This window comes from Rhizobium ecuadorense (assembly GCF_001187535.1).
Lineage (GTDB): Bacteria > Pseudomonadota > Alphaproteobacteria > Rhizobiales > Rhizobiaceae > Rhizobium > Rhizobium ecuadorense.
Genome location: NZ_LFIO01000074.1, coordinates 109,984 through 133,394, shown reverse-complemented (window position 1 = coordinate 133,394; position 23,411 = coordinate 109,984). Strand labels below are relative to the sequence as shown.

22 protein-coding genes and 1 pseudogene are annotated in these 23,411 nt (G+C 60.8%); 9 read left to right on the top strand and 14 right to left on the bottom strand.

What is annotated here, in order from left to right:
- Positions 1-30 precede the first annotated feature (30 nt).
- The gene (gene ugpB, locus AF337_RS03645) at positions 31-1,353 is read right to left on the bottom strand and encodes a sn-glycerol-3-phosphate ABC transporter substrate-binding protein UgpB (protein WP_049731145.1); all 1,323 of its coding nucleotides are present in this window, start codon (positions 1,351-1,353) and stop codon (positions 31-33) included.
- Between the two features lie 234 nt (positions 1,354-1,587).
- On the opposite strand from ugpB, the gene AF337_RS03640 reads away from it, so the two are divergent.
- A complete protein-coding gene (locus AF337_RS03640; protein ID WP_049731144.1) occupies positions 1,588-2,229 on the top strand; it encodes a DUF47 family protein in 642 nt (213 codons plus the stop codon).
- Positions 2,229-3,230 carry an inorganic phosphate transporter gene (locus AF337_RS03635; protein WP_049731102.1) on the top strand — a complete coding sequence of 334 codons (1,002 nt, stop codon included), beginning with the start codon at positions 2,229-2,231 and terminating at the stop codon, positions 3,228-3,230. Before AF337_RS03640 ends, AF337_RS03635 begins: the two co-directional genes overlap by 1 nt.
- 47 nt (positions 3,231-3,277) lie before the next feature.
- On the opposite strand, the gene AF337_RS03630 is transcribed toward AF337_RS03635, so the two are convergent.
- The 12 genes and pseudogenes from AF337_RS03630 to AF337_RS03575 form a co-directional block, all read right to left on the bottom strand.
- Positions 3,278-4,267 (bottom strand): sugar kinase, encoded by a 990-nt coding sequence (locus tag AF337_RS03630; protein WP_049731143.1) that lies wholly within the window; start codon positions 4,265-4,267, stop codon positions 3,278-3,280.
- Positions 4,268-4,387: 120 nt separating this feature from the next.
- The gene (locus AF337_RS03625; protein WP_003591396.1) at positions 4,388-5,203 is read right to left on the bottom strand and encodes a carbohydrate ABC transporter permease; all 816 of its coding nucleotides are present in this window, start codon (positions 5,201-5,203) and stop codon (positions 4,388-4,390) included.
- Positions 5,203-6,144, bottom strand: a complete 942-nt coding sequence (locus AF337_RS03620; protein WP_049731101.1) for a carbohydrate ABC transporter permease — start codon at positions 6,142-6,144, stop codon at positions 5,203-5,205. The genes AF337_RS03625 and AF337_RS03620 overlap by 1 nt, the downstream gene beginning before the upstream one ends.
- Positions 6,144-7,472: an ABC transporter substrate-binding protein gene (locus AF337_RS03615; RefSeq protein ID WP_049731100.1), complete on the bottom strand. Its 1,329-nt coding sequence runs from the start codon at positions 7,470-7,472 to the stop codon at positions 6,144-6,146. Before AF337_RS03615 ends, AF337_RS03620 begins: the two co-directional genes overlap by 1 nt.
- Before the next feature lie 55 nt (positions 7,473-7,527).
- Complete coding sequence (locus AF337_RS03610) at positions 7,528-8,205, bottom strand: GntR family transcriptional regulator (protein ID WP_406550013.1); 678 nt, start codon at positions 8,203-8,205, stop codon at positions 7,528-7,530.
- 6 nt (positions 8,206-8,211) lie between these two features.
- Positions 8,212-9,096 carry a dihydrodipicolinate synthase family protein gene (locus AF337_RS03605; protein ID WP_049731098.1) on the bottom strand — a complete coding sequence of 295 codons (885 nt, stop codon included), beginning with the start codon at positions 9,094-9,096 and terminating at the stop codon, positions 8,212-8,214.
- A 106-nt stretch (positions 9,097-9,202) separates the two neighbouring features.
- On the bottom strand, positions 9,203-10,507 hold the full coding sequence (gene repC, locus AF337_RS03600; RefSeq protein ID WP_049731097.1) for a plasmid replication protein RepC: 1,305 nt from the start codon (positions 10,505-10,507) through the stop codon (positions 9,203-9,205).
- Positions 10,508-10,661: 154 nt separating this feature from the next.
- Positions 10,662-11,663: a plasmid partitioning protein RepB gene (gene repB, locus AF337_RS03595; protein WP_049731096.1), complete on the bottom strand. Its 1,002-nt coding sequence runs from the start codon at positions 11,661-11,663 to the stop codon at positions 10,662-10,664.
- 3 nt (positions 11,664-11,666) lie between these two features.
- Positions 11,667-12,860, bottom strand: coding sequence for a plasmid partitioning protein RepA (repA, locus tag AF337_RS03590; RefSeq protein WP_003591382.1), 1,194 nt, complete (start codon positions 12,858-12,860; stop codon positions 11,667-11,669).
- A gap of 277 nt (positions 12,861-13,137) precedes the next feature.
- A pseudogene (locus AF337_RS03585) lies at positions 13,138-13,392 on the bottom strand (hypothetical protein); the annotation flags it as partial.
- A complete protein-coding gene (locus tag AF337_RS03580; RefSeq protein ID WP_082336740.1) occupies positions 13,347-13,646 on the bottom strand; it encodes an AbrB/MazE/SpoVT family DNA-binding domain-containing protein in 300 nt (99 codons plus the stop codon). The pseudogene AF337_RS03585 and the gene AF337_RS03580, both read right to left, overlap by 46 nt.
- 36 nt (positions 13,647-13,682) lie before the next feature.
- Entirely contained in the window at positions 13,683-14,435 is a 753-nt protein-coding gene (locus tag AF337_RS03575) for an SDR family oxidoreductase (protein WP_049731093.1), read from the bottom strand.
- Positions 14,436-14,774: 339 nt separating this feature from the next.
- On the opposite strand from AF337_RS03575, the gene AF337_RS03570 reads away from it, so the two are divergent.
- The 7 genes from AF337_RS03570 to AF337_RS03540 all read left to right on the top strand — a co-directional run bounded on the left by AF337_RS03570 (position 14,775) and on the right by AF337_RS03540 (position 22,152).
- A complete protein-coding gene (locus tag AF337_RS03570; protein ID WP_049731092.1) occupies positions 14,775-18,398 on the top strand; it encodes a PAS domain-containing protein in 3,624 nt (1,207 codons plus the stop codon).
- Complete coding sequence (locus AF337_RS03565) at positions 18,395-19,036, top strand: response regulator transcription factor (RefSeq protein ID WP_049731091.1); 642 nt, start codon at positions 18,395-18,397, stop codon at positions 19,034-19,036. The genes AF337_RS03570 and AF337_RS03565 overlap by 4 nt, the downstream gene beginning before the upstream one ends.
- Before the next feature lie 2 nt (positions 19,037-19,038).
- Positions 19,039-19,416 carry a response regulator gene (locus tag AF337_RS03560; protein WP_049731090.1) on the top strand — a complete coding sequence of 126 codons (378 nt, stop codon included), beginning with the start codon at positions 19,039-19,041 and terminating at the stop codon, positions 19,414-19,416.
- Position 19,417: 1 nt separating this feature from the next.
- Positions 19,418-20,110, top strand: a complete 693-nt coding sequence (locus AF337_RS03555; protein WP_049731089.1) for a response regulator transcription factor — start codon at positions 19,418-19,420, stop codon at positions 20,108-20,110.
- A gap of 167 nt (positions 20,111-20,277) precedes the next feature.
- Entirely contained in the window at positions 20,278-20,637 is a 360-nt protein-coding gene (locus tag AF337_RS03550; protein WP_049731142.1) for an ArsR/SmtB family transcription factor, read from the top strand.
- Between the two features lie 192 nt (positions 20,638-20,829).
- Positions 20,830-21,495 (top strand): nitroreductase, encoded by a 666-nt coding sequence (locus AF337_RS03545; RefSeq protein ID WP_049731088.1) that lies wholly within the window; start codon positions 20,830-20,832, stop codon positions 21,493-21,495.
- 84 nt (positions 21,496-21,579) lie between these two features.
- Complete coding sequence (locus AF337_RS03540; protein WP_049731087.1) at positions 21,580-22,152, top strand: NADPH-dependent FMN reductase; 573 nt, start codon at positions 21,580-21,582, stop codon at positions 22,150-22,152.
- Between the two features lie 60 nt (positions 22,153-22,212).
- Here AF337_RS03540 and AF337_RS03535 read toward each other — a convergent pair whose 3' ends face one another.
- A complete protein-coding gene (locus AF337_RS03535; protein WP_049731141.1) occupies positions 22,213-23,400 on the bottom strand; it encodes a galactarate dehydratase in 1,188 nt (395 codons plus the stop codon).
- Between the last annotated feature and the right edge of the window lie 11 nt (positions 23,401-23,411).

The window sequence follows — 23,411 nt, the reverse complement described above, 5'->3', positions numbered from 1 at the left end:
GTCTTTCGCCGGCCCCCGTCGCGGTGCCCATTAGTTGGCGGACTCGAAATCGCGAAGCTGTTCGTTGCCGCGTGCGACGACGGAATCGACCGCTTCCTTCGCCGTCTTCTTTCCACCGAGCAATGCGGCAAACTCATCGTCGATGATGCCGCGCACCTGGACGTAATTGCCGAAACGGATGCCCTTGGAATTGTCGGTGGGCGTCACCCGCGTCAGCTGCTTGATGCCGATGTCGGAGCCGGGGTTCTTCTCATAATAGCCCTGATCCTGGCCGAGCTTATAGGCAGCTTCGGTGATCGGCAGATAGCCGGAAAACTGATGCCAATCGGCCTGAACTTCCGGCTTCTGCAGGTAGGTGAAGAACTTCGCGACCCCCTTATATTCCTCTTCCGGACGGCCCTTCAGCGTCCAGAGGGTGGCGCCGCCGATGATCGAATTGAGCGGCTGCTTGATGACGTCATCGTAGAAAGGAAGCGGTGCAAAACCGACTTTGAAGCCTTTCGCGTTGTTGATGACGCCGGCCCGGCCGGCCGACGAGTTCATATACATCGCGCATTCCTGCGAATAGAACATCGGAGGCGCGTTGTCGCCGCCGACAGGCCCGCCGAATTTGAAGAGACCTTCGTCCTGCCACTTCTTCAAATTGTCCCAATGGCGAATCGTCAGATCGTTGTTGAAGGTGAATTCGGCGTCCAGGCCGCCGAAGCCGTTAGCCTTGGTGGAGTAAGGCTTGTCGTGCAGGGCATTGAGATTTTCGGTCTGGATCCAGGAGATCCAGGCACTGGTGAAGCCGCATTTGGCCGCACCCGATTTCATGATGGTCCGCGAGAAGGATTCCACCTCCGCCCATGTTTTCGGCGGCGCTTCCGGATCGAGCCCGGCCTTCTTGAAGACGTCCTTGTTGTAATACATGATCGGTGTCGAGGAATTGAATGGCAGCGACAAGACGTTGCCGCTGGTGTCCGAGTAATAACCGACGACCGGGGCAATGAATTTGCTCTGGTCCCAGGCCTCGCCTTCGTCTTTCATCAGCTGGTAAACCGGATAGACCGCACCCTGTGCCGCCATCATGGTGCCGGTGCCGACTTCATAGACCTGGACGATAGCCGGCTGCTGCTTGGCACGAAACGCAGCGATCGCGCCGGTCAGCGTCTCGTCATAGGTGCCCTTATAGACCGGCACGATCTCATAATCGGACTGAGATGCGTTGAAGCCCTTGGCGATCTGTTCAAGCTTCGCGCCATTCTCGCCGCCCATCGCATGCCACCACTGGATCTTGGTGGCGGCCATGGCCGGGACGGATAAGGACAGGCTGGTCAATCCTGCGGACAGGAAAAAAGCGATCTTGTTCATCTTCACTCCCATTGCTCTCGGTCCGCAGCCTCCCGCTCCAGACGTGCTGCAATGGTAACAGCCATAGTTCACTTTGCAATAATGAAATGTTCAAATGAACATTTGCCGAAAGCGCCGGGACAGCGCGATCGACGGATTGCGATTTCTGTCAATGACTTCCCTTCTGCGGTCTCGCGGCTTTCCATGGCAGCCGCCGTGCTTTATGACGATTTTGTGACAGTCCATGGAGTGCCGATGTTAAGCTGGTTTCGAAAACTCATGCCGCGGGAAGATCGTTTCTTCGATCTCTTCGCTCAACACGCAAAAACCGTCGTCGGTGCGGCCGAAGCGCTCAACGAACTTTTGAGCGGCACGGACATTGAAGGCCATTGCGCCCGGATCGTCCAATTGGAGGATGAAGCGGACGAGATTACCCGCCAAGTGCTGCTTGCCGTGCGCCGCAGTTTTGTCACGCCCTTCGATCGTGGCGACATCAAGGATCTCATCCAGTCGATGGACGATGCGATCGACATGATGCAGAAAACCGTCAAGACCATCCGGCTGTTCGAGCAGAAGAGCTTCGACCCTGTGATGCAGGAAATGGGAAAGACGATCGTCCAGGCGGCGCATCTGATCGCCGAAGCCCTTCCCCTTCTCGACCGGATCAGCGCCAACGCCCCGCGTCTGGCCGCGCTGGCCGAAGAAGTAACGCGCGTCGAGGGCCGGTCCGACGAGTTGCATGAGCAGGGCCTGAAGGATCTTTTCCGCCGCCACGGCGCATCAAATGCGATGGCTTATCTTATCGGCAGCGAGATTTATGGCGAGCTTGAGAAGGTCGTCGACCGTTTCGAGGATGTCGCCAACGAAATCAGTGGCATCGTCATCGAGAACGTTTGATGGAAGCCACCCTCGCCCTGCCCCTCCTTGCCGCTCTCGTGGCCGTTGCCCTCTTCTTTGATTTCTTGAACGGCCTGCACGATGCAGCCAATTCGATCGCCACGATTGTGTCGACGCGGGTGCTGCGTCCGCAATATGCTGTGTTTTGGGCGGCTTTCTTCAACTTCATCGCCTTCCTGTTCTTCGGTCTGCACGTCGCAGAAACGCTCGGGACCGGCATTATCGATCCGGCCATCGTCACGCCGCAAGTCATCTTCGCGGCGCTGGTGGGCGCGATCGTCTGGAACATCGTCACCTGGATCTTCGGTATCCCCTCGAGTTCATCGCATGCACTGGTCGGCGGACTGGTGGGCGCTGGCCTGATGAAGACAGGTTTCAGTTCGATCGTGTGGAGCGGATTGTTGAAAACGGCCGGCGCCATCGTGATGTCGCCGGCGATCGGGTTTCTCCTTGCGCTGCTGCTCATCCTGATCGTGTCGTGGATCTTCGTGCGGCAGACGCCTTTCGCTGTCGATCGGACATTCCGGGTTTTCCAATTTGTCTCCGCCTCCCTCTATTCCCTCGGCCATGGCGGCAACGACGCTCAGAAGACGATGGGCATCATTGCCGTGTTGCTCTATTCGCAAGGCTATCTGACCGGCGGCTTCCATGTACCGCTCTGGGTCGTTCTGTCATGCCAGGGCGCAATGGCGCTCGGCACACTTTGCGGCGGATGGCGGATCGTCCACACCATGGGCTCGAAGATCACGCGCCTCAACCCAATGCAGGGTTTCTGTGCCGAAACCGGCGGAGCATTGACGCTGTTCGGCGCAACCTGGCTGGGCATCCCGGTCTCGACGACGCACACGATCACCGGCGCCATCATCGGCGTGGGTGCCGCCCGACGGCTGTCAGCCGTTCGCTGGGGCTTGGCCGGCAACATCGTTATCGCCTGGGTTGTCACACTCCCGGCCGCCGCGACCATTTCAGCGCTCTGCTACTGGCTTTCGGACTTCTTCTAGAGCATGATGCCGTGAGCGGTTTTCTCATGACATCGTGCTCTAACTCTTTAATTTAGAACAGGATTCATCTTCGTCACCGGTGCGTCCCAGCCCCGCAGCGCATCGCAGACATCGGCTCTGCCGGGCGCGCCGATACGGCCGCCGAAGACCTGGCATTTGAGCGCCGCCGCCATGGACGAGAAACGCATCGTCTCGGCGATCGGCACGCCTTCTGCGATCGCCAGAGCGAAAGCGCCATGGAAAATATCGCCGGCCGCGAGCGTATCGACAGCCCTTACTTTCGGAGCGGCAAGATGGAAGATTTCGCCGCTTCGGTCGTCGCACCAGAAGGAGCCGTTTTCTCCTGACGTAACGCTGATGAAGGCGTGCTCGAACTTTCGCTTCAAGAGACCAACGGCCTTCGCCGGCTCGGCAGTTCCAGTGAGGCGCTCGGCGGCCGGCTGCGAGAACACGATGTGGCTGGCCGCAGGTGCCAGCATCTCGATCACGCCGTCGCCGGCAACGTCGCCGTCGAGAATAGCCGGTTTGCCCGCCTCTGCGGCTGCGAGCAGCGTCCGCAATGCCAGCTTCGGCCAGCGGACGTCGACCAGAACCGCATCGAAAGCTGACACGTCCTGTTTTGTCACCGGTTTGACCGTCTCGTGCAGGGCCGCATCGTAGAAGGGCACGATCAACCGCTCGCCCTGATCGTCGACAAGGATCGTCGAGACCGCCGAGCGGGCGCCCGCCACACGGACCATGCCGCTCGTATCGATGCCGCTGCTGCCGAGGTCGGCAATGATGCGTTCGCCGGTGGCATCATCACCGACCGCACCCCAGAGGCTGGCATTGCCACCCAGCCGGGCGACCGCAAAGGCCGCGCTCGACGCCATGCCTTCGGCGACCTGCAGCATATCGTAGGGGAGAATTTTGCCCTGGCCGGCCGGCAGCGCCCGCACGCGAAACAGCGTGTCCAGGACCGCAGCGCCGACGCACAAAACACTGCGCGCCGGACTAGAGCATGACGCCGAAAAGTGTGAGCGGTTTTCGGACGACATCATGCTCTAACTCTTTATTGAGAGCAGGATTCAGACTTTAGGCCGACCGGCCTAAAATCATCCTGTTCTAGCGGGCGGATGGAAGGCGAAAGAAGTCGTCAAAACCGTCGTCTCACCTGTTCACTTGACGGCTCCGGCCGTCAGCCCCGCGACGATCTGCCGTTGCGCAAACACCGTCAATATCAGCACCGGCAGGGTGACGATCAACGCCGCCGCCGCAAGCGGCCCCCAACTGACCTGTTCGAAGGAGAGCATGTTGTAGACCGCGACCGGAAGCGTGCGCGTCTCGCGGCTGGCGAGCACGATGCCGAAGACGAAGTTGTTCCAGGAGAAGATGACCGACAGGATAAAGGCGACGACAATGCCGGGCTTGGCGATCGGCAAAGCGACCAGACGGAAAATCTGCCAGGGCGTCGCACCGTCGATGCTTGCAGCCTCTTCCAGCTCCATCGGCGTCGTCTCGAAATAGCCGATCATGATCCAGACGACGATCGGCACGGTGACGACGAGATGAATGATGATCTGCGGCATCAGCGTGCCGAGCAGGTTCAGCCACTGGAATAGCAGGAAAAGCGGGATCAGGAAGGAAAGGCCGGGCGTCATACGGGCGATCATGATGACCATCGCCGACTTCTCCGCCTTCAGCCGCGCGATGCCGTAGCCGGCCGGCACGCCGATCAGCAGCGCCAGAAGCGTCGCGGCACCGGTCACCAGCACGGAATTCCAGAGATAGAGGAAGAAATTATTCTCCTCGAAGACCTTCAGATAATTCGTCCAGGCGAAACGCTCCGGAATGAAGATGGGCGGATAGGCGCCGTTGTCGATCTCGTATTTCAGCGACAGCGAGATCATCCAGAGGAAGAACAGGACGACCGGCGAGATCATCACCAGGGCGACGAACAGCAGTCCGATGCGATCGAGCGTCTTGCGCTTCATCAGCGTGCCTCCCCGTCGGACCAGTTCGCGCGCTGCCGGAGCATCAGAAGGACGAAGGAGAGCAGGACGATGAGGATGAAGAAAACCACCGCCATGGCCGAGCCATAACCGATATCGTAGTAGGCGAAAGCGGTGTTGTAGAGATAGATATTGATCGTTTCCGACGCCGTGCCCGGGCCGCCCTGGGTCATGGCATAGATGATGTCGAAGCTTTTCACCGCATCGATGCTGCGGATGATCACGGCAATCATCAGGAAGGGCGCGATCATCGGCAGGGTCAGATAGCGGAATTTCTGCCAGACATTGGCGCCGTCGATCTCCGCACTTTCATAGGGCTCGCGCGGAACCGCCGCCAGACCGCCGAGCACGATCAGCATGATGAGCGGCGTCCATTGCCAGGTCTCGACCAGCACCAGCGAGGGGATGACGCTGCTCTGATTATAGATCCACTCCTGCGGGCCGATGCCGATGAAGGAAAGAAGATAATTGAGGACGCCGAGCTGCGGATGAAACATCATTGTCCAGACCAGGGCGATGGCGACCGGTGTCGCCATCATCGGCATCACGAATATGCCGCGCAGAAGGCCGCGCAGCGGGAATTGCGTATCGAAAATCAACGCGGCGAGCGTGCCTAAGAAGAGCGGCGCCACCACAGAGAGCGTCGTATAGAGCACCGTATGCCACAGCGACTCCCAGAAGCGCATGTCCACGGCCAGGCGGGCATAATTGTCCAGTCCGGCGAAAACCTGGGACTGGCCGAGCGTCCAGCTGTTGACGCTCATCCAAAGGGTAAACACCCATGGAAAAACGATAACGGCCGCGATGACGATCAGCGCCGGGATGACGAAGGGCCAGTAGTTGGGAGCAACGCGACCCGCGTTGCTCCTTCCCTTCGAGGCGGCCTTGGCGGCTGCGGCCGTTTCGATGCTTGCCGAGGCCATTATCCCTCGCTTTTCGCCAGGACGGGTTCGAACTGTGCCGTCGCGGCCTTGAGCTCGGTTTCCGGATCGGCGCCGCCGATCATGTTGGTGAGGCCGACGCCATAGATGTCGCGGAACTCGGTGACCGGAATGATGACCGGCAGCGCGAGCTGCGAGATCTTGCCGGAACCGACGACGGCATCGAGCCAAGCGCCCGGCATCTTGACGCCTTCGCGGACCTTCGCATCCTCGAGCACGGACTGGCGGAAAGGAACACCGGCGCCGGCCTGCAGCAGACGGGCGCCCATGTCATGCGATATCGCCCATTGGCAGAAGAGGTAGGCCGCTTCCTTTTTCTGGCTTGCGGCGACGACGCCGAGCCCGTCGCCGAAGGTGCCTGCGGCCTGTGCCTTCGGGCCTTTCGGCATGATGCCGTAACCGACCTGGCCGACGACGCGCGACTTCTCAGGATTCTCGATCGGCGGGGCAAAGCCGACGCCATCGAGCCACATGCCGATCTTGCCCTGCAGGAAGGCCGACTGCGCCTCGGCCCAGTTGAAGCCGGAGACGCCGGGAGGGGCGGTCTTGGTCATCAGCTTCTGGTAAAGTTTGGCGGCATCGACCGCTTCCGGCGATGTCGTGCGGAGCTTGCCGTCCGGGCCGAGCGGGCTCGAACCGTAGCCGAGCAGCAGCGACGTCCAGACCGGGGTATTGGCGTTCTTCAGGCCGCGGGCAACGAAGCCGTAGGTGTTGGTCGACGGATCGGTGAGCGCTTCGGCCGCACTTGCCAGCTCTTCGAACGTCGTCGGGTAGGAAAGCCCCTTCTTCTCGAACAGCGCCTTGTTCCAGTAGATGATCCAGTAATCGACCGAAAAGGGAAGAGAACGCAGAACGCCGCCGGCGTCCTTGGCGAAGGCGAGGCCGGCTTCGGCGAAATCACCCTCCGTCAGCGATGGATCGGTCAGCGCGGGATCCTTGAGGAAGCCGCCGATGTCGGCAAGCCAGCCGCCCTTTTCGAACTGCCGCTTCTGGACGTGATAGCTCATATGCACGACGTCGAAGCTCGGCTTTCCCGAGCTGAGCTCGATCGTCGTCTTCTGGCGCTGCTGCTGCTCGGGCGTTGCTTCGGCATTGACCTTGATGCCGGTGAGCTCCTCGAATTCGGGCAGGTACTTCAGGAGTATTTCGCTGCGCGGGCTCTTGACCAGATTGACCTCGAGCGTGGTGCCGGCGAAGCGCTTCCAGTCGACGGCAGCCGATGCGGAGCGCATGCCGAGCATGCTGCTCGCCCCGAAAGCGGCCGTCCCCGCCAGAAAGCCGCGTCTCGTCGGATTCAAAAATGATGGCATGGTATTCCTCCTCCTTTTGCCGGCGATCTCCTCACCTCCGGCTGATTATTCCCGATTAGATCCTCAGCGCACGGTCCCTTGCACCGTTGATGTGTGCGACAAGGTTGTTGACGGCGTCCTCCGCCGATCGTCGTTCGATCGCCTCGAGCACTTTCAGGTGCTCGCCCATGACAGGCCCGACGTGACCCTCGATGCGAAACCGGTCTTGGCTGATCAGGCGCATCTTGATCGAGTTTACCCGGTAGGCATTCGAAATGATGGTATTGCCAAGTGCATCGATAAAGGCGTCATGCATGCCCCAGTCGACGGCCTGCGCGCGCAGTTCCAGTTCATGCGAGCCATCGCCGCTGCGAATGGCGTCGGCGATATCCCGATGCTGCTTCAAAAGCCCGGCAATCGTCTCGTCCGACGCCGACCGGGTGAAGAGCGCCACCGCCTCCTTTTCCAGGAACACGCGCAGCTGGAATGCCTCGCGGATGAGATTGAGATCGATGTGAGCGATCTGCAATCCCCGCTGTGGCACGGTCTTGATCAGCCCTTCGGCTTCAAGCCTGGGGATGAGTTCACGGATGGCGCCAAGCGTCAGTCCGGTCAGCTCCACGAGACGGCGCTGGGACACGAACTGGCCGGGGCGCACATCACGCGCAAGAAGATGGCGCGTGAAGCTCGCATACGCCTTCTCCCGCAGCGTCGGCTGCTCGTCCATTCCGTCCATCGCCTCTTCCCGTAGCATGCTTGACTATGCCGCTTTCGACTGGAAAAGCTTATCGAAAGCCATAACGAGTTGCGCCTGCCCTTCGCCGGATATTGAACCGAGCGGTGGTCGAACCGCAAGCCAGATCTCCTCCGACATCACGTGCGCCACCATCGCCTTCACGGCCGGGACGACAGGATATTTCAGCAATTCGGCCACGAAACCCTCGATGCGGGGGTCGTCCTTGCCGTCTTCGGCCATCAGCTTGACGTCGCGGGGCACGAAATTCGCCATCCCGGAGATTGCCCCCTGGCCGCCGAGCCGCACGCCCCTGGCGAGATGCCGTTCATCACCCACCAGGATGATGAGATCGCTATGCGCCTTGAGCAGGCTTTCGGTATAAGGCCAGTCGCCGGAAGAATCCTTGACGCCTGTGACGATGTTGGGGAAGGCGGTCCGCAGCCGGCCGATCAGCGACACGGTCAGCGGAACCATGGTGAGCGAAGGAAGGTTATAGACGATAATGTCGCGCGCCTTGTCGCCCAACATGGCAAAGACCGCCGAAAACCAATGGAAGACACCGTCGTCGCTGACGTTCTTGAAATAGGACGGCGGGGCGAGAAGGATATTGCGAGCACCCTTGGAAAGAGCATGATCGGCCTGCATCGCCGCATCCTCGGCGGCGTCGACCAGCACCCCGACGATGATGTTCTTTGCCTCGATCCCGGCATCGAGGAAGGCCTCGAAAACACGGTCACGTTCCCGGCTTCCGATCGAGGAGCCTTCACCCGTCGTACCGAACAGCGTGACGCTGGAGCATCCGGCAGCAAGGCATCGTCTTGCCTGCGCGATCATAACATCGATCGCTATATCGCCATTGCCGTCGAACGGCGTGGCGAGAGCGACTGACAGCCCGAATTTCTGGGTCAAATATATCCCTCCCGATTATCGAGATCAGAAGTAACAGAGTGACATGTTAGTTGTAAAGAGGTGATTACAGACCGAACACAATATGATTATCGCGTACGGAACTCCCTCAACCGGCATGCCTTGCTGCCGGCCCATTTGCCCGCACGAGCGCCATCAGCATCGGCCCGATCGCAAACTCGCCTCTTTCGGTTCTGCGGGTGAGATCGCGGAGATAGCCGCCGGGCGAATTGATATGCCCTCCCCTTTCCAGGATGCAGGCGATGACGGTCGCGGCATTTTCCGGTCCCATGCCGGCGCAGGCTTCCTCATAGGCCGAGGGGCTGATACCGAGCATTGAGCGCACGATGACCGCAGCCGACATCAGATCTCGCCAGTTGCCGATGGTTCCGCCCGGCCCATAGTCGAGGATTTGAGGGCAGGCTTGAAGGACGAGGGCGAGCGGGAAGGATTTCAGGCCTGGGCCGGACATCGGCGCGGCGGCACCCGAGACCTTGTCGGTGATTCCAGCCGAGGGCTTGAACGGCCTCGGCGTTTGCTCACCCGGCGGTTCGGCCGTGCTCTCGTTGTTTGTCGCTGCCTTTTCGCCCTGCTTCGTTTCGAAGCTTGGTTCAAGTTCATATGTGGAGTCGGGGTTTGAATTCTGTTTGTGACGCTCATTTTGAGACTCATTGGCGTCTATTTTTTGTCTTTTAATGTGCCTTTCCAGCAAGTTGATGGCTTCGTCCCGCAGCAGCCCCATTTCGTCGAGCAGCGATGCCAGTTCTTCGATGCCAGCCATGCGCGGAATCCTGGTGACGATCGCACGAAACATCATCGTCATCTGCTCCCAGTCACCCGGAACCGCTTCATCGATCGCCGTTGAGATCAGCTTGGAGATATCGCGCCGGCAGACCGTCAGGCGTTCCCTCGTCGCTCTCAGCAACTCCCGGTCGGCGATCGCCTGGGCCGCAAGGCTTTCGATCTCGACCGCGCGTGCGAGAAGTGGCGCGATGCTGAAGCCGAAGGCTTCGCCGATGGCGCCAGCCCTGTCGCGGCGGGCATAACGCTTACCGTTCGGGCTGTCCTTGCGCAGGATCAGGCCGGCCTCGACCAGCACGGCCAGATGCCGACGGAGTGTGGCCGGCGTCATGCCGCGGGCGCGGAGCGACAGCTGCGCATTCGACGGAAAGACGATCAGGCCTTTTTCCTCGGAGATCTCGTCATCGGGATAGAAGGTCAGCAGCGCGTCGAGCACCGTCAGTGCCCGATCGGTCACGCCGAGCGCCGGCCGCGCTTCGCAGATCGCCCGAAACAGCTTCCACTTGCTGCGTTTCATCCCCGGCTCGATCGTCTCGGCCAATTGCTGGCTTGCCAGCATGCCAAGCGACATCGGCCGCCGCCCAAAGGGCGTCGTCACATATCCACTCTCCATTTGCCTTCACCTTCGTTCAGGCAAAAGAAAACCATCCACCAATTTGGTGCCTAAGACGCTTGACTGTGATTCGTGGAAATGCGATTCTCGATGTGCTTAAGATCTGAGAAGGGCTTCCACGACGCCGTCGTTGGGGGCCTTTTTCTTTTGCGCGCTACGCTCCTCTGTCCTTGTTGAATTCCTGGAACAGGCTCTTCAGCCTTTCCTGGACGAATTGGTCGAAACCGGGTGCGGTCTTGCCGTCGAAAACGAAAGTTGCACCGGACGCTGTCTTTTTGATCGTCACCGGCACGCCGCTGACCTGGGTCTTGGCAATCGCCGGCTTCGGCGCCTGCGTCCGCTTGGTTGCGAGCACAAATGCGCGGTGAAACCGCTCGTCGCTTGGAATTTTTCGCGCGTCGTCCGCGGACAACTCGGCGATGATCTTCTCGACGTCGGCACCTTCAAGCCGTTCGCCCAGTTCCAGCCACCGCCGGCGGCCAATATCGGGGGCCGCACCGATGGCGTTGATCAAATCAAGGGGAACCTGCCGTATCACGATCAGCATTCTCGACAGCGCGGCCTTATCGACCCCGAGCGCCGCCATGATCACATCGCGGCCGAAGCTTCGTTCTTCGAGCCTCGATGCAAAGAGCGCACGCTCTATGTAGGAAAGATTGGTCCGGGCGCTGTTTTCCTGCCCCTGGCTGACGACCAGCTGACCATCGGTGAGATCGCGAACGACCGCGCGCACCCTGATGCCGATTTCTGTCGCGGCGGCCAGGCGGCGATGGCCGTAGGCCACCTGATAGCGTCCCCTGGTTTCAGGATGCGGACGCACGAGAATCGGAACCTGCTGCCCATGCTCGCGGATCTGCTCGACAAGCTGTGCGAGTTCGGCCGGATCGATTGCCAATCGGTCGCTGACGAAGGACGCATCGATCAGGCCCGTATCGAGTTCGACGATGGTCTGGCCGGCGGCAAGCTGCCGTTCGAGTTCACTCGCCCGTTCCATTTTTTCGGTAATGTTGCCGAGCGTCTTGGTAATGCCGCCGACCGGCGCCGCACTGCGCTCCTGCGGCACGAATCCCGCGATCGGGCGATTGTCGCGCGGTGCGACCGCTTCCACCCTGGCCGGGCTCGGAGCGGAAATCTCGATGAGGTTCTTGCGCGCCATCGACTATTTCCTCCCCCAGGTCGAACGAATATGCGCCTCGATCTCGCTGTTGACGAGATTGAGCGACTCCAGCGCCCGGTCATAGGTCCCGCGGGTGAACTGCGACCGCTCGACCTCGTAGAGGGTCTGCTTGGTGACGCCCGCATCGGAGACGGCCGTCGACTTCACCATGGCATTGTGGAGCATTCGATTGCCGAAGATCGCCCGCATGAAGCCAGTCATCTGGCTCTGCGGTCCGTCATTCGGCTCGAAGCGCGTCACCAGATAGCGCATCCAGTCATAGCTGGTGCGCCCGCCGGCCTTCTCCACGACCGACATCAGCTCGCTCGTCATCGTTAGAAACTGCGACATCGACATGACGTCGAGCATCTGCGGATGGACGGTGATCAGGACCGAGGTCGCCGCGCAGAGCGCCGACATCGTCAAGAACCCCAGTTGCGGCGGGCAGTCGATGACCACGACGTCGTAGAGGCTTTCGATTTCGGTCAGGACCTCGCCGATGCGGGCAAAGAACATCGTCTCCGCCCGACCCGACGACATCGCCTTCGGCGTTTCGTGCTCGAACTCCATCAGCTCGAGATTTCCCGGAATGAGGTGCAGATTGGGCGTGTAGGTGGCGCGAACGATGTCGGCGATCGGGCGCGGCTGCTCATAGCGGATCGCGCCGTAGATCGTTTCGCCCTCGCCGACGTCGAATTCCGGCTGATGGCCGAACAGGGCGGATAGCGAGGCCTGCGGATCGAGGTCGACGGCGAGCACGCGGTAGCCCCTCAGCGCCATGAACTGCGCCAGATGGGCCGCGGTGGTGGTCTTGCCCGAGCCGCCCTTGAAATTCATGACGGAGACGATCTGGAGCTTTTCTCCCGGCCTGCGCGCCGGCACATATTTCGGCGTGCCGTTTCGCTCGTCGAGAACCCGGCGAATCCGATCCATATCGGTTGCGCTGTAGAGCCGCCGTCCGTTTGCCAGCGGATCGGGCCCATGGCCGTCGGCGGCCACCTGGCGGAGATAACCTTCGCCGATGCCGATGAAAGCCGCTGCTTCCGCCGGCGAAAATGTTCTGATGGTCTTTTGGGAAAGCGGCGGGAAGATTTTTGCCTGGTGCTGCTGAAGTTGATAGGACAACTCCTTCGCATCCGTTGCCAGAAGCGACGGGAGATGCTCTTGATCGTCCTGAAGAGCAAGACTCGGCTGCATGATCTATTTCCCAAATAACTGCGCAATTTTGAACGAAAGCGCTTCAGTTGCGCAGTTACTATATGCCGCGATTCGTGACCGAATTACAAATGCTTAACCAAACGGCGGGTCGAGGCATGCGAGACAGGCGCGGGAATCTGGCGGTTTCATGAACCAATCGGCGGGTGATTCGCACCCGCCCGAGGTACTGACGAGCAAGGCCGACACCCTCGTTATGCACATGAAATTCATTGAATTTTATGTGATGCCACTGACGGAACGGAAAGGTTCTGCCTGACTATTCTCCGTCGTCCTTCAGGTCGTTGCTGCCGTTGATCACCAGCAGCCCGTCGGAGGCTTTGTCCGGTTCGAATATGCTCATGCTTTCCGTCTTGCCACTCGCGTCGGTCAGGTCGAGACGATAGCCGGAAAGCGTGTAGCGTCCGCTGGCGCCCGGCCGGTTGCCCGACGTGGTGACACCCGATCGCGATCCGCCGATCTCGTTCGTCATCGAAGCGCCGAACCAGCCCGCGCGCTCGAATGTGCCTTTTCGCCGCGCGTCAAAGCCATGATGGCATCCGTATGAAGGCCCTTGTCAGCATGGCCCCGCAGCTTCTCGAAGCGGCTGGCCGGCCGTTTCTTGTCGGCGCGCGTCAAAACCACACTGCCGTCGGGAGCACAATGAAAATCCACCTTGCTGCCTGGAGCGATGCCAAGCATATCCCGCACGGACTGGGGGATAGTCACCTGACCTTTCGCGGTAACGGTGTCGCCATAGCAAGCGCCTTTATAATACTCTTCTGGCAGAAGGCTTACTTCACTCGGTAAACTTCAAGGCCGCCGCTAAGCCGCCATCGATCGGTAGAGCCAGTCGGAGAGTTTCTCGGCCGCCAGCCGCGCGCCGGCGCCCGGAAGCAGTGCGGCGTCGGTCAATTCGACGCCGAAATAGGATGTGGACGGATCCGTTATCACCTGCCGTTCGTCTTCGTTGGCAGCCAGATAGATCCGGGCGACTTCATCGATGCCGAACTGTTCCGGGCCGCCGATCTCGACGATACCGCCCAAGGGCGTTGCGACGATCAATTCGGCCAGAAAGGCGGCGACGTCGCCGGCTGCGACCGGCCTCATCAAGGCTGGCGGCAGTCGAACGACGTCGCCTTGCCCGCCGATGTCGATCAATCCGCTGATGAACTCGTAGAACTGCGTCGAGCGGAGGATCGTGTAGGGGCGGTTGGAAGCCTGAATCAGGTTTTCCTGTACCATTTTCGCGTAAAAATAATCGCTTTCCACAAGCCGTGGCGTGCCGACGACGGAGAGGGCGAGATAGTGCCCGACTCCAGCCTCAGTGGCGGCGGCAAGCAAATTCTTCGTTGACGCCTTGAAGAAATCCAGGGCCGCATTATCGCCGAACGATGCGGCGTTGGTGACGTCGACGATGACGTCGGTTCCCGCTATCGCCGCGGCGAGGCCCTTGCCCGTAACCGTATCGACGCCAAGCGATAGGGATGCGGCAGCGACCTCGTGGCCCGACCGGCGCAGGCTTTCGCTGAGCCGCGTTCCGATAACCCCGCTTGCTCCCACCACGGCAATTTTCATGTCGGCATCCTCGCGATCGATTGAATCGACAATGACCGGAAAGCCGAAACCCTTCCATCATGCGAAAGCGTTGGCGCCCTGGCCGGAAGTATAGCGGAGCAGACCGAAAGTTTAGGAAACCCCGCCAGGAACGGAATCATCTTCCGTTTCCCGTCTGCGCCGAAGATCCGGCCGTGGCGCGACGCTACCTCTCCGCGCAATGTATGGATTTCCATGAGTTGCGGCTGTGGTACGGCAGGGTTACGGTTCGAATATGAGTTCGCCGGCTCCGATATCGAAAACGAATGCTGTGCCAAATGCTGACGATCCCCGGGCTTTGCCTGTCCGGAAGGAGTGTTGATGATGAGCGTCTGGTCGCACCGCCCCCGAGCCCTGTATCTGGGGCTTTTCATCGCCGCCTATGTGCTCGCCTGCGGCTTTGCCCAGTCGCTCGCGATCGTGCCGGGAACGGGTATTTCCATCTGGCCCCCGGGCGGGCTTTTCATCGCCACGCTCATCCTCGCCCCAAGGCGCAGCTGGCCATGGTGGATATTGGGAGGCTGCCTGGCTGAGCTGCTCAGCAATGCCATCTGGTTTTACAGTCCGCTGCCTGCAGCCTTCCTGATCTATGTCGGCAACGCTCTTGAAGCGGTGGTCGCGGCATGCCTGATCAATCGGGTCTTGAAGCGGCCGGCGCAGCTGGAAAGCTTGCAGGAGGTTCTCGCATTCGTCGTGCTCGGCGCCGGAATTGCGCCGGTGGTGAGCGCGACGGTGGGAAGTGCGACGCTTGCCTGGTTCGGCATCCAATCACAATCCTTCCTGACGGCCTGGCCTCTCTGGTGGATCGGTGACGCAACCGGCGTGCTGATCGTCGCGCCGCTGGCGCTCGCCGTCTTCCATAACTGGCGCGGCAAGACCCGGCTCTCGGCCGCGCAATGGGTGGAGGCCGGCGTCCTCGGGCTGATTTTTCTCGGTGTCGCCGCGCTGTCGCTCAGCGGCTATCTTCCCTTCGCCTACATCATCATGCCGCCCCTTCTTTGGGCCGCGGTCCGCTTCGAGTTCAAGGGCGCCGCCATATCGCTGGCTCTCCTCGCCCTCATTACAGCCATCTTCACGATAACCGGCGCGGGCCAGTTCGTCGGCGATCCCGAGTCCCAGAAACACAAGCAGATCATGCTGCAGCTCTTTCTGGCCATCTCGGCATTTTCGGCGCTGATCGTTGCCGCCATATCCCGGCAACATCAATTGGCCGTGCTGACACTGCGCCAGAGCGTGGAGACGCTGCGCGAGCGGGAGCAGGAGCTCTCGCAGCTTGTCGACATGGTTCCAAGCCACGTCTGGCGTCTGACACCTGAGGGCGAACCGACCTTCTTCAACCGGCGGATGGTCGATTTCCTCGGTTTCGATGTCGCGGATTCGGACAGGCCCGGCATGAGCCTGTTGGAGGCGGTCATTCACCCCGATGATGCCGCCGGCTTCACCAATGCGCTCACCCATTGCCTCGCCACCGGCGAAAACTTCGCCATGCGGTATCGGCTGCGCCGCGCCGACGGCGTCTATCACTGGATGTCGAGCCGCGCCGAGCCGTTGCGGGATCAGGCCGGCGGCATTGTCCAGTGGTATGGTCTTTGCCACGACATTGACGATCAGGTCCGCGCCGAAGAGGCGGTGCGCCAGAGCGAGCGAACGCTGCGGCAGATGATCGACGTGGTGCCGGTTCGCGTCTGGAGCGTGGAGCCGGAGAGCGGATCGGTCTATTTCAACAAACGCTACCAAGACCATTTCCGCGCCGTCATCGCCGATTTCGACGCCATTGGCGAGCCGCGCATCGAAGATCTGCTGCAACGGCTGATCCATCCCGAAGATGCGCCCGACGTCCAGCGTACGCTGCAGAATTGTTTCAAAAGCGGTGGCGGCACCGCAATGCGGTTTCGCTGGCGCGAAAAAGATGACGTTTACCGCTGGGCGGAATGCAGGGTGGAACCCCGGCGCGACGACGACGGAAGGGTCGTGCAATGGTACGGCGTGTCTCTCGACATCGACGAGGAGGTGCGTGCGCTGGAGACCCTGCGCGACCGCGAGCGCGAGCTGTCGCAGCTTGTGGACATGGTCCCAGCCCAGATAAGGCGGCTGACACCGACAGGCGAGCCTGTCTTCTTCAACAAACGCCTGATCGACTTCTTCGGTCTCGACGTCGGCGACATGGATCAGCCGGGCGTGAGCCGCCTGTCGGCTGTCATCAATACTCTCGTTCATCCCGATGACGCACCAAGGCTGCTTCAGACGGTTCACCGTTCCCTGACCAGCGGCGATCCCTTCTCGATCAAATACCGCATGCGCCGTTTCGACGGAGCCTATCGCTGGGTCGACGGCCGCGCCGAGCCGCTGCGGGATCAGAACGGCACGATCACGCAATGGTACGTCATCTCGGTCGATATCGATGACGAGATGCGCGCGCAGGAAGCGTTGCGCGACCGGGAACGCGAGCTCTCGCAACTGGTTGACATGGTTCCGAGCCTGCTCTGGCGGCTTGATCCGGAAGGGACGCCGACCTTCTTCAACCAGCGCCTGAAAGATTTTCTTGGTCTCGACATCATTGATATGGAAACGCCGGGGATGAGCCGGCTGGCGGACCTCATCGAGGCCGCCGTCCATCCCGACGATGCCGATAGTCTCGCCCAGGCACTCCACCATTCGCTCGCCACCGGCGAGCGCTTCTCCAAGCAGTATCGCCTGCGACGCGCCGACGGCATCTATCGCTGGGTCAGAGGCAGCGCCGAGCCGCTGCGGGACGAAAGCGGCCGGATTGTCCAATGGTACGGTCTCTCGCACGACATCGACGATCAGCTGCGTGTCGAGGAGGCGCTGCGAGAAAGAGAGCGCTCGCTCTGGCAGATCGTCGAAACGCTGCCGGCCATGATCGATTGCGCAGCTCCCGACGGAGAGCCGGTCTATCGCAACCCCCAGCTCCGCGACTTCCTCGGATATAAGCTCGAAGAGCTTGATGGAACGGGGAAAACCCGGCTGGACGGCACGCTCGACGCCGGCGTTCATCCCGACGACGTGGCGGGAGTCAAAGAGAATTATGCCCATTCATTGTCCACCGGCGAGCCCTATGCGCGCCGGCATCGTCTGCGGCGCTACGATGGCGAATATCGCTGGGTCGAGACGCGCGCTGCGCCGATGCGCAATGCCGAAGGCGTGATTGTCCAGTGGAACGTCATCTGCCTCGATGTCGACGCTGAAGTTCGGGCGGAGGAAGATCTGCGTCAGGCGCGAGAGGGCCTTGCCCGGGCGAGCCAGGTGGCGAGCCTTGCCGAGCTTTCGGCCTCTATCGCTCACGAGGTGAACCAGCCGCTCGCCGCCGTCGTCGCCAACTCGCATGCCTGCCAGCGCTGGCTGATGGCCGAACCGCCGAATATGGAGCGGGCGCAGAGGACGGTCGAGCGCATCATCCGCGATGCCAACTCCGCCGCCGATGTCGTCAGCCGCATCCGCGCCCTGTTCAAACAATCCGCGGACAGAAGAGTTCATACGACGCTTTCAGGCGTCGTCAGTGAAGCGCGCAACCTCATGGCCGAAGAAGCGGCTCGCCGTCGCGCCCGTATGGACCTGGAGCTTGAGGGCAACCTTCCGCTCATTGCCATCGATCGCATCCAGATCCAGCAGGTTCTGATCAATCTCGTCCGCAACGGCATCGAGGCGATGGACACGGTCGACGGCGACAGGGTGATCGGGATGCGGGTGCGCCATATGGGGAATGCCATTCAGACCGAAATCAGCGATCGCGGTCAGGGTATCGAGTTCCCCGAGAAGATGTTCGAACCTTTCTTCACGACCAAGGAAAACGGCATGGGCATGGGTCTGGCGATTTGCCGCTCGATCGTCGAGCTGCACGGCGGACGCTTGTGGGCAGAGAAGAACAATCCGCACGGAGCGACGTTGATCTTCACATTGCCCATTGAAACAAAGGCGGCGTCATGACGGCCGATGACCATATCGTCTTCATCGTCGATGACGATGAACGCATCCGCGAAGCGCTCGGCGAGCTGATGGACTCGCACGGCATGCGCGCCGTCGCCTTCGAATCGGCCGGCGACTACGTGAAAGCGGACAAGCCTGACCTGCCCGCCTGCCTCATCCTCGATATCGAGCTGCCTGATATCAACGGCCTCGATCTGCAGAGGCAGATCGCCGACAGGGACCATCCGCCGATCGTCTTCATTACCGGGCACGGCGACATTCCCTCCTCCGTGCGCGCGATCAAGCACGGCGCGGTGGATTTCCTGACCAAACCGTTCAGTGACGCGGATCTCCTGGCGGCAATCCATGCCGCACTCGCCGAGGATCGGGAAAAGCGATCGGGACGCGCCGAGCTCGACATGCTGAAACGACACTATCTCGACCTGACGCCGCGCGAGCGCGAAGTGCTGCCGCTCGTGGTCAGCGGCCTTCTCAACAAGCAGGCGGCAGCCGAACTCGGGATCAGCGAAGTCACGCTGCAGATCCATAGACGAAATGTGATGCAGAAAATGGCGGCGGCGTCGCTCGCCGATCTCGTGCGGATCGCGGAGAAACTGGAAATACCGATTACCCACTCGCGCCGGGTGGGGGGGAATTGAACATGACCGAGACAAGACATGTCGTCGCAATTGTCGATGACGATCCAAGACTGCTGGAATCGATGGGCGACCTGCTGGAATCGGCGGGTTACGTGGCTCGCGGCTTCCCGTCGGCGGGCTCGCTGCTCGTCAGCGGGCTGTCGGACTTCGACCTGCTCATCACCGATATCGGAATGCCGGGCATCGACGGCTTCGAACTTCGTGACCTTGTGAGAAAATCGCGTCCCGAGTTGCCGGTTTTCCTGATCACTGGCCGCCACGAGATAGCCGATCAGGGCCGCGCCCAGGGAGGCGGCGGTTTCTTCCGCAAGCCCTTCGATGCCCAGGCCCTGCTGGCGGCTATCGCCAATGCTTTACATCAATCGAGAGATGGAGGGTAACATGAGAGTTGACCAGCCGTTGCTGCGGAGATCGGCGCCGTCATCATTGCAGGGCAGATATGAAGAGGATCAGCCGCTCGTCATTATCGTCGATGACGATGCATCGGTTCGCGAGGCGCTGTCGGAGTTGATCCTGTCGGCGGGTTTTCAGTCGCTCAGTTTTGCCTCGACCCGCGAATTGCTTGATGCCGATATCCTGGAAAACCCCGGCTGCCTGATCCTTGATGTGCGTATGCCCGGAGCAAGCGGCCTTCACCTGCAGAGCCATCTGGCCGAAAACGGCATTTCCAAGCCGATCATTTTTCTGACCGGCCACGGCGACATTCCGATGACCGTCCAGGCGATGAAGGCAGGTGCAGTGGATTTCCTCACCAAGCCGGTGCGGGACCAGACGCTGCTCGACGCCATCACTGCGGCCATTGCGATGGATGCCGAACGACGGGCCGAAGCCGCAATCGCCAAACGCAATGTCAAACGCCTGGAGACGCTGACGCAGCGCGAGCGCGAAGTTCTGCACGAAGTGGCGCGCGGACGCCTCAACAAGCAGATCGCCTTCGATCTCGGCATCAGCGAAGTGACGGTCAAGCTGCATCGCAGCAACGTCATGCACAAGATGGAGGCCGCCTCGATCGGCGAGCTGATCCGGGCCTGGGAAACGCTGCCGGCGCAAATGCGGCTGGCCGGCTCGCGTTAATTTTATCAATTGCCTGTCCATTTGATGCGCGCCGTATCCGATTTGCGTAAAAAAAGAAGGTGCGGCGCCGGCAATGGGTTTCGCCTTGGCACCCATGCGTTATCTCTAAATTAAAGCTCGGGGATATGACCTCATGCCCCGCTTGGATTTCACAAAGGAGATCACGCCTGAACACTCTATCGCCAGCCGCGCCTTCCCCTGAAACCAACGCGTTCGACATCGAAGCAAACTTCCTGTCGGCCATGGGGAACGCCAAACGGCTTCACATTCTGCATCTGTTGACCGAGGGAGAAGTGTCCGTGACCGTACTGGCTGATGAAGTCGGATTGAGTCAATCTTCGACTTCCCAGCATCTGGCAATCCTTCGAGAACAAGGGCTCGTGCAGACGCGAAGGGCTGCGCAGACGATCTATTATTCACTTCAATCCGGCATGGCCAGGACGATGCTCGATACGCTCGCCGACATCTTCGGATCGCGCCGCCGCTCCCCGGCAGACCGCATCCGGGCCGGGCATCCGGCGAAATGACGAAGCCTTACTCTTGCCGCGCGTGATCGGTCTCCTATTCTGCCGAGGATGATCTTGCAGGCATCAGGTCGGACGCATCGGTCCCTGATGGACGTTTGATGTAGGCCTCCTAGACCACGGTGTGATTACGCCTCCATTGCGAATGGAGATAATCAATCACATCAGGAATGGAACGGTCAGGAGGACGCGATCATGGACGTATATGAGGCAGTCACGAGCCGACGATCGGTGCGTGGATTCAAAGATAAGCCTGTGGCGAGGGAGATACTTGAGCGCGTGCTGGCCGCCGCGGCCTGGTCGCCGTCGGGATCGAACATCCAGCCGTGGAACACCTACGTGATGACCGGCGCGTCGCTGGCCGAACTCAAGACATCAGCCGTCGAGCGTGTGGCCCACGGCGACCCCTGGGACAAACGGCAGTACGAGATGTACCCGCCCGCGCTCAAGTCCCCGTACGGGGAGCGCCGGTCCGCCTTCGGCAAGGAGCGCTACAGCGCGCTCGGCATTGCGCGCGAGGACTGGGAGGCGCGCCAGCGGGCAGCGATCGCCAACTGGAACTGCTTCGGCGCGCCCGCCGCCCTGTTCTGCTACATCGACCGTGACCTCGGCCTACCCCAATGGGCCGATGTCGGCATGTATCTGCAGACCGTCATGCTGCTGCTCCGCGCCGAAGGACTGCACAGTTGCCCGCAGATGGCGTGGTCACAGGTTCGTGAGACGGTCGCGGAGGTCCTGTCACCGCCGGACGGGCTCGTCCTCTTCTGCGGCATGTCGATCGGATACGAGGACCCCGCGGTAAGTTCTGCCCACACGGGCCGCGCCCCGCTCGCCGAGACGGTCACTTTCATCGGCGATTAGTTGCTTGTGCTTGAAGCACAACAGAGCCCTTCTATGATTCCTGCGTATGATACGTCCCTGTCATCCGTGATATTGGAGAACGCCATGACCACCCATAAAGTCGGTTATCTCATCGGCAGCCTCGCCAAGGGCTCGATCAATCGCAAGCTTGCCAAAGCGTTGGTGCGGTTTGCTCCGCCGGAACTTGAAATGTCGGAGATATCCTTCAAGGATCTGCCGCTCTACAGCTACGACTTTGACGCCGACTATCCTCCGGCCGGCAAGGCATTCAAGGCTGATATCGCGGCCGTCGACGCCGTGCTGTTCGTCACGCCCGAATACAATCGATCCATACCCGGCGGGCTGAAAAACGCAATCGACTGGGCGAGCCGCCCCTACGGCACCAACTCGTTCACGCGCAAGCCGTCGACGGTTATCGGCACGTCGCCGGGCGCAATCGGCACGGCAGTCGCCCAACAGAATTTGCGCAGCGTGCTGAGTTTCTGCAACTCTCCCCAGATGAATGCCCCGGAAGCCTATATCCAGTTCACACCGGGGCTGATCACCGATGACGGCGAGGTCACGAACGAGGCCACTGCAGACTTCCTTCGCAAGTTCATGCAAGACTTCCACGTCTTCATCGCAAGGGTTCGCTCGGTGCTGCCGAAAGATGCTTAGAGCATAAAAGAAACTGGCCGCATGCGGCAGCGACCAGTTTTCGATTTTCGAGTCACGTCTTCAGGCGAAGGCGTAAGAACCGTCCGGCCGCTTCGGCACGCGCCGCTGCCAGTGGATGTAGCCTTCCTCCTGCATCGCCTTTTCGTCCATCTCGACGCCCCAACCGGCCCGATCGGGGCGCAGTTCGAGATAGCCATCTTTCGGCAGGTAGGGATCGACGACGTAACGGGTTTCCCCCTCCCGCTTTTCGATATCGTTGCCACCATAGACATAGGCCTGGCCCTTCGGCAGCCGGTATTCGAGGATGCGGAAATTCTGCGCCGCGGCCGAGAAATGCACGTTGACGGCTGTCGCGAGCGGACCCATCGGGTTGTGCGGGGCAACGCCGACGAAGAAAGCTTCGGCGAGCGTGGCAATGCGGCGCATTTCGCTGATGCCGCCGACGACGCAGATATCCGGCTGGATGAGATCGGCGCCCTTGACCTGCAGCAGCCGCAGGAACTCGTTTCTGCTGTACAGCGATTCACCGGTGGCGAGCACGCAGTTGAGGCCCTGTTTCAGATCGCCCCACGCCTCGATATTCTCGGGCCGCAGCGGTTCCTCGAAAAACAGCGGATCATAAGGCGCCAGGGCATTGCCGAGCTGGCGCGCGGCGATCGGTTCGAAAATCTTGGCGTGAGCGTCGAAGGCGATCTCGTATTCGTCGTTGACCGTCTCGCGCAACGAGCGGAAATAATCCGCCGAGGCTTTGACGACATTGCCCCAGCGATTGGCGTGCATGTCGATCCGCCATGGGCTGAGCTTGAAGGCGGTGAACCCCCATCCCTCCTTCAGGCGATCGAACTCGTCGCGGGCCGCCGGCGCATCGGGCGCGGTGTAGACCCCGGCGTAGACCTTGATGCGGTCTCGCACCTCGCCGCCAAGCAGCTTGTAGACCGGGACGTTCGCCGCCTTGGCCGCGAGATCCCAAAGGCAGTGATCGAGTGCGGAGATGGCGGCAAGGCCGAGCGCGCCCGGCGGGAACCGGCTTTGCTGGATCAGCAGGTTGACGAGATAATCGACACGTGTCGGATCCTGGCCGGCCACGAAGGCGTAGAGATAATCGAGCAGCGGCGGCAGCGCCTTGTCGGGGCCGTGATTGTAGCATTCGCCCCAGCCCGTCAGCCCGTCATCGGTATCGAGCGCGACGATCACGCGCGGACGGTCCTTGTCGCGGGTCATGAAAACCCGCATGCGGTCGATCTTCATCATTCTGTCCT